10 protein-coding genes are annotated in these 8,042 nt (G+C 75.7%); 4 read left to right on the plus strand and 6 right to left on the minus strand.

Annotated features, from left to right (window positions below; all coding sequences use genetic code 11):
- On the minus strand, positions 1–931 hold a 931-nt coding region (locus tag AB0H87_RS34255), incomplete at its 3' end, for a LuxR C-terminal-related transcriptional regulator (protein WP_360155331.1).
- Between the two features lie 88 nt (positions 932–1,019).
- On the opposite strand from AB0H87_RS34255, the gene AB0H87_RS34260 reads away from it, so the two are divergent.
- Positions 1,020–2,081, plus strand: a complete 1,062-nt coding sequence (locus tag AB0H87_RS34260) for a hypothetical protein (protein ID WP_360155334.1) — start codon at positions 1,020–1,022, stop codon at positions 2,079–2,081.
- A gap of 22 nt (positions 2,082–2,103) precedes the next feature.
- Here the strand turns inward: AB0H87_RS34260 and AB0H87_RS34265 are convergent, their stop codons facing one another.
- From AB0H87_RS34265 to AB0H87_RS34285, 5 genes are all read right to left on the minus strand, one after another.
- Positions 2,104–2,565, minus strand: a complete 462-nt coding sequence (locus tag AB0H87_RS34265) for a hypothetical protein (RefSeq protein WP_360155337.1) — start codon at positions 2,563–2,565, stop codon at positions 2,104–2,106.
- 12 nt (positions 2,566–2,577) lie between these two features.
- Entirely contained in the window at positions 2,578–3,501 is a 924-nt protein-coding gene (locus tag AB0H87_RS34270; protein ID WP_360155340.1) for an ornithine cyclodeaminase family protein, read from the minus strand.
- Positions 3,502–3,571: 70 nt separating this feature from the next.
- Positions 3,572–4,117: a PepSY domain-containing protein gene (locus AB0H87_RS34275; RefSeq protein ID WP_360155343.1), complete on the minus strand. Its 546-nt coding sequence runs from the start codon at positions 4,115–4,117 to the stop codon at positions 3,572–3,574.
- A 74-nt stretch (positions 4,118–4,191) separates the two neighbouring features.
- Complete coding sequence (locus AB0H87_RS34280) at positions 4,192–5,454, minus strand: HAMP domain-containing sensor histidine kinase (RefSeq protein ID WP_360155346.1); 1,263 nt, start codon at positions 5,452–5,454, stop codon at positions 4,192–4,194.
- The gene (locus tag AB0H87_RS34285; protein ID WP_360155349.1) at positions 5,454–6,143 is read right to left on the minus strand and encodes a response regulator transcription factor; all 690 of its coding nucleotides are present in this window, start codon (positions 6,141–6,143) and stop codon (positions 5,454–5,456) included. Before AB0H87_RS34285 ends, AB0H87_RS34280 begins: the two co-directional genes overlap by 1 nt.
- 103 nt (positions 6,144–6,246) lie before the next feature.
- On the opposite strand from AB0H87_RS34285, the gene AB0H87_RS34290 reads away from it, so the two are divergent.
- Genes AB0H87_RS34290 through AB0H87_RS34300 form a run of 3 tightly spaced genes read left to right on the plus strand, consistent with a single transcriptional unit; the run spans position 6,247 to position 7,966 of the window.
- Entirely contained in the window at positions 6,247–6,717 is a 471-nt protein-coding gene (locus tag AB0H87_RS34290) for a septum formation initiator (RefSeq protein WP_360155352.1), read from the plus strand.
- A gap of 30 nt (positions 6,718–6,747) precedes the next feature.
- Complete coding sequence (locus tag AB0H87_RS34295; protein ID WP_360155355.1) at positions 6,748–7,551, plus strand: hypothetical protein; 804 nt, start codon at positions 6,748–6,750, stop codon at positions 7,549–7,551.
- Positions 7,552–7,561: 10 nt separating this feature from the next.
- Positions 7,562–7,966, plus strand: a complete 405-nt coding sequence (locus tag AB0H87_RS34300; protein ID WP_360155358.1) for a CoA-binding protein — start codon at positions 7,562–7,564, stop codon at positions 7,964–7,966.
- Positions 7,967–8,042: the final 76 nt, after the last annotated feature.

Genomic DNA, 8,042 nt, shown 5'->3' on the forward strand with positions numbered 1-8,042 from the left:
CGTCGTCGAGCAGCTCGTCGCTCCAACCGAGCACGGCGCGCAGCGACCGGTGCCGCTCGGCGCCGCCCCGGCCGCCGTCCAGCAGGCGCAGGGCGTCGTCGAGGCCGGCCAGCAGCCCGGCGACACCGAGCGACGCGCTGCGCGCCGCGGCGAGCTCGATGGCCAGCGGCATGCCGTCGAGCCGCGCGCAGAGCAGGGCCACGTCCGCGGGGTCGGCGACGAACGCCGGGTCCACCGCGCGGGCGCGATCGAGGAACAGCGCTTCGGCGTCGGCCGCCAGCGGCAGCGGACCGATCGGCACGACCTGCTCCCCCGGCACGTTGAGACGCTCACGGCTGGTCACCAGCACCGTGCACGCCGGACAGGCCGCCAGCACCCGGTCGACGAACCCGGCGACCGCGTCGACGACGTGCTCGCAGTTGTCGAGCACCAGCAGCACCCGCCCGCCGCGGAGCCGTTCGAGGATCGCCTCGCGCAGCGGCTGCCCCGCGCCCTCGGTCACCCCGAGCGCCGCGGCGACCGCCTGGTCGACGAAGCCCGCGCGGACCGGCACCAGGTCGGCGAACGCGCCGCGGCACGGAACCCCGGCCGCGAGCACCGCGGCCAGTCGGGTCTTGCCGACGCCACCAGGCCCGAGCATCGTCACCAGCCCGGGCCGGCCGAGCGCGGCGAGCAGCGCGTCGCGTTCGTGCGCCCGACCGACGAACGAGTCCCGCGCCACCGGCACCCCGGCCACGGCGGGCGCCGCCGCGACTGCCCGGGCCAGCGCGCGGCGGTCGGCCGCACCGAGCTTGCGCAACAGCCCGGAGACGTGATGCTCGACGGTACGCACCGAGATGTGCAGCTTCGCCGCGATCTCCGCGTTGGACAGGTGCTCGCCGAGCAGGGCGAGGACCTCGGCTTCGCGTTCCGACACCGGCTCGCCCCGCATCGCACCATCATCCCCGACCGGCGCTGGGTGGTACGGATAGGTGATCGCCACGGATGACCCCGCCGGCGCGCGGCGGCAGGCTGGTCGCATGACGAACACGGGCGGCGTGCTGCACGAGGCGTACCAGCGGTTCCACCGCAGCGGTCCCGAATGGGGCGAGGACCAGCTGACCAACCACGGCCCGATGGCGGTCGAGGTGCTGATCCGCCGGGGGTACGTCGACGTGGTCGACGGCTGGGTCGACCGGTACACGCGGCGGCTGGACCCGCTCCCGGCAGCCGACGACCGGATCACCGACGAGAACTGGGCCGAGGCGCTCGGCGCGGGCCGGCGGGTGGGCGACTGGACGGCGTACTTCGGCCGGCAGCTGGCCGAGCAGCCGTGGCGGGACGTGCTCGCGCGCTGGTGGCCGCGGCTGCTGCCGGGCATCGCGGCCGGCACCACGCACGGCGTGATCCGGGTCGGGCATGTGGTGCGCGCGTTGCTCGCCGGCGCGCAGCACCAGCAGGCACTGGACGAGCTGGCGCACGGGCTGGCGTTCTGGGCGGCGCGCTTCCGGGGCGTACCCGGTGGCGATCCGGGCCTGACCGCACCACCCGCGGCGGACGCCGGCGCCGCGATGGACGCCCTGCCCCGCGTCCCCGACCAGACCGGCAACGTGGCCAGCCGGTTCGGGCAACTGGCGCGGATGGCGGCGTGGCCGCGGGCGCTCGCGGCGCTCGGCCCGGCTGCCGACCCGGAGCGGACCCGGGCGACGCTGACCGACCTGGTCACGGCCGCGACGCTGCGCTACCTCCGGTACGGCCACGCGAGCCCGGTGCTGCTCGTGCACACCGCGACCGCGCCGAACGCGGTCCTGCACACGCTGCCGGCGCTGCCGCGGGAGCTGTGGGCACCGAGCCTGTCCGCGGTCTGGACGGCCAGCGCCGCCATCCACGCGGGTTGGGCGCCGGCGGACGCCGCACCGCGCGCGGTCCTGCCGGCCGCACCGGACGGCCCCGACGCCGCGGCCGAGGTCGTCGCGCGCGCGGTCGAGCACGGAGACGAGCACGTCATCAAGTTCACGGACACGGCGGCCGAGGTCTACACGCGGACGGGGCACTCCGACGCACTGGCCGCCGCCGTGCGGATCACGACCCTCATCGACTGAACGCGACGACGCGCCGCGACCGTCATCGGGCCCACTCGTCGGTCCAGCGGTGGCGGCCGAGGCCGACCGCGTCGAACTCGTCCTGGCGGGCCTGGCGTGGCACGCCGAGCCGGCGCAGGATCTGCGAGATCGGGCTGCCGTCCGGGCCGAACGGCTCCTCCTCCTCGAGGGACAGCGGGCCGGCGGCGAGCGCTCCGGCCGCCCACAGCACCGCCCGCTGGGTGCCGAGCCCGCCGAAGAAATCGGCCTCCACGTAGCCGACCGGGCCCGTCGCCGAGCAGCTCGCGAGCACCTCGGCGAAACCGGCCGGCAGCTTCTCGAACCCGAGCACCGGTGAGCCGCCCAGCGCGTCGAAGAGCGCGTCGGTCATCGGCACCATCGCCAGCTCGTGCGGCAGCAGGACGACGGCGGCGGCCGACTGCCCGCGCACGGCGGCCCGCAACACCTCGGTCCGGCCCAGCACGGCCTCGAGGACGTACGACATCCGTACACCTTCTCAGGCGAGCAGGTCCACGCGCGTGCCCGTGCCGGCGCGCAGCGCGTGCTGGTAGACCGCCCAGGACAGGGCCAGGTCCTGCCAGGGCAGGCCGACCGGTGTGTAGACGCTCGGCTGCGACGCGGGTGCCACGGCGGGCAGTTCGCCGCGCAGGATCCCGCCCAGCGTGCCGGCGGCGGTGGCGGCGGGCAGGCCCGCGCTGCCGAGGGCGCCGCCGGAGACGGCGAGGTCCGTGTCGTCGACGATCACCCGGCTCGCGGCCAGCAGGTCGGTGGCGAGTTCTCGTTTGCCGGGCTCGTCCGCGCCGAGCGAGGTCAGGTGCTGGCCCGGGCGGACGTCGGCGAGCGCGAGCAGCGGCGCCCGGGACCAGGTGGCCAGCACGACCACGTCTGCCGCCGCCGCGACCGCCCGGGCGTCCGGCGCGACCGTCGCCGGCAGGGCCGCGGCGCGGGCCGCGTCCAGGTCGGTCGCCACGATGCCGGACCACGAGCGGAGGTGGCGCAGGCCGGCCAGTGTCGTCGCGGCCTGCACCCCGGCGCCGACGAACCCGAGCGTGGCCGCGCCGGCCGGGGCCAGCGCGTGCGTCGCCACCGCCGCGGCCAGGCCCGTGCGCCACGCGGTGACGGTGGCCGAGTCCAGCAGCGCGAGCAGCTCACCGTCGGCCAGGGCGTGCAGGCAGACCACCCCGCGCAGGGCCGGCGCCGCGGCCGGGAACTTCGCGTTGACCTTCACCGTGTACGCGGGCACGTCCGGCAACAGGCCCGGGATCAGGCAGGTCGCGGTGCCCGGACCGGGCAGGTCGGTGCGCACCCGCTGGGGCGCCGGCTCCGGCGGGGCGGCACGGAAGCCGTTGGTCAGCAGTTCCAGCACGGCGTCGAGGTCGATGGCGGCGGCGATGTCCCGCCGTCCGAGGATCAAGGTCACCCGACCAGTCTGGAACAGCGATCGCCACCCCGGCCCGGCGCGGACGGGGTGGCGATCAGGGTCTGGCCGGTCAGTGCCGCCCGCCGTGCCCGGAACGGTCACCGCCGCGGTCGTCGCCGGGGCCGTCGTCCGAGCCGTGGCCGCCGCGCTCGCCGCCCTTGTCGTCGTCGGCGTCGTGGGTGGGGCTGTCGTCCCGCCCACCGGAAAGCCGGTCGTCGGCGTCCGCCTTGACGATCGTGCCGGTGGCGCGGTCGACGTAGACGTCGAACTCGACGCCGCCGCGCACGATCTCCACCTTCCAGGTGGCGAACCCGTGCTCCAGCTCAGACTCGATTTCCGTGACCGTGCCGCCGCCGACCCGGTCCAGCGCGATCTGCCGCGCCTTCTCCGCACCGATGCCGTCCGACAGCGGCGCCCGCGTGCTGGTCGGCGAGTCGTCCGGGCTCGGCTCGGCGGTGGTGGTCCGGTCGTCGGTCGGCTCGGCCGTCGGGTCCACCGCGCTGCCGATCCCGGTCAGCGGGCTGGGGCCGTCGTCCTGCGCGGCGGCCAGCGCCGTACCCGTGACGGCGAGGGCCGCCATCCCGGCCACCGTGATGATCACTGCTGTGCGCTTCATTGGTCGTGACCTCCGTATCGGGGTGATACCGACGACGTTCGTCCGACCAGGGATAGCGGCGCGCTGTGCGACCACTAAGGACGCGTTAAGACCGCGGCGAGCCGCAGTGTGACCACCGCGCCTCCACCGGGATTGTCCGAGATGTGCAGGGACCCGCCGGCCGCTCGCCGCGCGATGTCCAGCCCCAGACCGGTGCCGCCGCCCTGACTGACCCCCCGCGACACCACCGCGTCGCCCAGCCCTGGCCCGGCGTCCGACACGACCAGGACCCGGTCGGCCGAGAGCGACACCCCGAACGGAGTCCCGTCCGGCGTGTGCGCGAACACGTTCCCGAGCAGCGCGTCGACGGCGGCCGCCAGCTCGTCGGCGGCCACGGCGACCGGCAACGGCCCGTCCACCAGCGACAGCCGCATCTCCCGACCGGTGTCCTCGGCCAGCACCGACCAGAACTCCACCCGGTCCCGCACCACGGCGGCCGCGTCGCAGGCGGCGGAGTCCGATTCGGCGCTGCGCCACCGCGCCTGGCGGATCAGCCCGGTGACCGCCCGCTCGAGCGCGTCCACACCGGCCGCCACCCGCGCGCGGTCGGCCGCGTCGCGCACCGACTCGGCCTCGAGCCGCAACGCGGTCAACGGCGTACGCAACCGGTGCGACAGGTCGGCCACCTGCTCCCGCTCCTCGCGGAGCAGCACCTGGATCCGCTCCGCCAGGTGGTTGAGGGCGCCGGCGACCTCGCGCAGCTCCGGCGGCCCGGCCGGCACGGCCGCGCGGGCACCAAGCTCCGCGCGGGCGAGCCGGTGCGAGACCGCCGACAGGTCGTCGATCGGCCGCACCAGGCTGCGCGCCAGCCGGTCCGCGACGAGCAGGCCGAGCAGCACGAGCAGCAGCCCGAGCGCCGCGAGCACGAGCCACGCCCGGGTCACGCCGGCGTGCAGGTCGGCCTCGGGCACGACCGTCCGGATGACCGCGGTGCCGCCGGACCGGCCGACGCCGATCACGATCTCCCGGCCGCCGTCCAGCGCCGCGGTCAGGCTCGTGCCCGTGGCGGCCAGCTCGACCGCGGGCGTACGCGCGGCCGGCTCGCCCAGCGGTGGACCGCCGTCCGGCAGGAACACGGTCACCGGCCGCCCCGACGCGACCAGCTGGTCGACGGTCAGCGCGATGGCGTCCCGGTCGCCGACGCCGACCACCGCGACGATGCCCTGCACGTCGGCCGTCGCGCGGCCGGTCGCCCGGTCCTCGGCAACGCCGCGCAGCAGCAGCGCCAGCGGCACCAGGAACGCGATCAGGGTCAGCGTCGTGGTCGCCGCGACCAGCAACGTCAGTCGCCGCCGCATCAGGGGTCGCCCGGTGCGGCCAGCCGCACCCCGACACCGCGGACCGTGTGCAGGTAGCGCGGCTCGGCCGCCGTCTCCCCCAGCTTGCGGCGCAGCCAGGACAGGTGCACGTCGACGGTCTTGTCGGCGCCGCCGTACGGGATCTGCCACACCTCGGTCAGCAGCTCGCGCTTGGTCACGACCTCGCCCCGCCGGGTCGCCAGGTGGTGCAGCAGGTCGAACTCGCGTGGCGTCAGATCCAGGGGCGCGCCGTCGAGGCGTACACCGTGTGACCTGGGGTCGATCTCGAGGCCGCCGACGACGATGGTCTCGTCGGCCGCGGCGGGTGACCCCGCGCGGCGCAGCACCGCCCGCACCCGGGCGTCGAGCTGGGCCGCGGTGAACGGCTTGACCAGGTAGTCGTCGGCGCCGGCGTCGAGCACCCGGACGATCTCCGGCTCGGCGTCCCGGGCGGTCGCCACGATCACCGGCACCCGGCTCACCGCGCGCAGCATCCGCAGCAGCTCGGCGCCGTCGACGTCGGGCAGCCCGAGGTCGAGGACGACCAGGTCCGGGCGCTCGTCAAGGGCGGCGCGGAGGCCGTCCATCGCGGTCGTCGCCGCCGCCACGGCGTGCCCGCGATCGCGCAGCGCCCGCAGCAGCGGCGTGCGGATCGCCGGATCGTCCTCGATGAGCAACAGGCGCGGCACAGCACGCACCGTATCGCCCGCGCGCCCGGCCGGCCGGCGCCCTTAACCCGCTCTTAGCGTCGGGCAGTGCCGCTCTTAGCGCCGCGCGGTGCATAGTCGGTTGGTGCTGTCCCGCCGGAGTCTCGCCGTCCTGGGCTGGCTGGCCGTCGTGCTCGTCGCGACGCTCGCCGGCATCGGCGCCGTCCGCCTGGTCGGTGACAGCCTCACCGGCACGCCCGGCGGCGTGCGCAGCCAGGCCGACGTGGCCCGCGACCTGGCCGCCGCGAGCAGCCGACCCACCACGCGGCCGACGACCGCCGCCCCGACGGCGACCGGGACGCCGACCGCGAGCCCGCACCAGGACGGACAGATGCGGACGTTCTCCATCAGTGGCGGCCTCGTCACGGCCCGGTGCACCGGTGACCAGGCCTCGATCGTGACCTGGCGGCCGGCCGACGGCTACACACTGCGCGACAGCGACGTCGGTCCGGACGACGAGGCCGAGGTGAAGTTCGAGAGCACCGGCGGCGACCACTCCGAGATCAAAATCCGGTGCCAGGGTGGTCAACCGGTACGGGTCGGGCACGACGACTGACGCCGACCGATGCCCGGTAGGCTCCCGCGCATGCACCAGCGATGGCTGCTCGGCGCCGCCGCCCTCGGCGTGGTCTGGGGCGTGGCCGCGATCGCGTTCGACATCCCGGTGCTGGTGCTCGACCTCCTGCTGCACCTCGGCCCGACGGTGGCCGGGGTCGGCGCGCTGGTCGCCCTGATCGGCTGGCGGCCGGCCGGGCCGGCGAGCTTCGAGCTCCGCGGCGAGACCTTCGTGGCACCGACCAACCGCCGGCGCACGATCGAGACGGCCGCGTTCGTGCTGGTGCTGACCTCGCAGGCGGCGCTGGCGATCGACCGGCTCGACGGCGGCGGCGGGCTGCTCGACGGCCTCCTCTCGCTGCTGTTCGGCCTGCTCGCGGCGGCCCTGCTCGCCCGCGCCCTGCTGGTGCCCACCACGGTGGAGCTGCGCGCCGAGGGGCTGCGGGTCCCGGGCCGGCTGCACCGCATCGAGGTGCCCTGGGCGGCGATCCGGCCGGGCACGCCGTGGGCGCCGCGGCTGCGTACCCAGCGGCTGGAGCTGTTTATCGGCACGAGCTACCTGGTCCGGCCGCCCAGCGAGCGCCGGTCCCGCCTGGACGTCCCGATCGACGTGCTCGACATCCACCCCTGGTTCCTGGCCGACGCGATCCGCTACTACGTCGCGCACCCCGAGCACCGCGCCTCGATCGGCCGGCCGGCCGAGCTGGAGCGGCTTTCCCGCCGGCTCCGCGACGGCGGCGCCCCGCCCGCCCTGCCCGCCGGTCCGTCGGCCCCCGTCGTGCGGCAGGCGACGGCGCCCGCGGCAGAGCAGTCGACCGCGGCGCACCGGAGATAAAGTCGATCGCATGCGTGATGCTCAGCAACTCCTCGCCGACGCCAAGGTGATCGCGGTGGTCGGCGCGTCGCGCGACCCCCGGAAGCCCGCACACACCGTCCCCCTGCAGCTGCAGCGCCACGGCTGGCGGATCATCCCGGTCAACCCGCACGCCGACGAGCTGTTCGGCGAACGGGTTTACCGCTCGGTCGCGGAGATCCCGTTCCCGATCGACCTGGTCAACGTCTTCCGACCCGCACCGGACGCACCGGACGTGGTGCGCGACGCGATCGCCGCGGGCGCGCCGGCCGTCTGGCTGCAGCTCGACATCGTCTCCGACGAGGCCCGCAAGCTGGCCACCGAGGCGGGTCTCGACTACGTGGAGAACCGCTGCACCGCGGTCGAGCGCGCGGTCGGCAACCTCTCCAAAATCTGATCAACCCCGCCACCCGCCCGCGGGGGTGGGTCCGGCCGCTTTGCTCTGCCGCCATATACGCATCACCCCGGTCGAC

It is taken from the genome of Asanoa sp. NPDC050611, assembly GCF_040654855.1.
Taxonomy (GTDB): domain Bacteria; phylum Actinomycetota; class Actinomycetes; order Mycobacteriales; family Micromonosporaceae; genus Asanoa.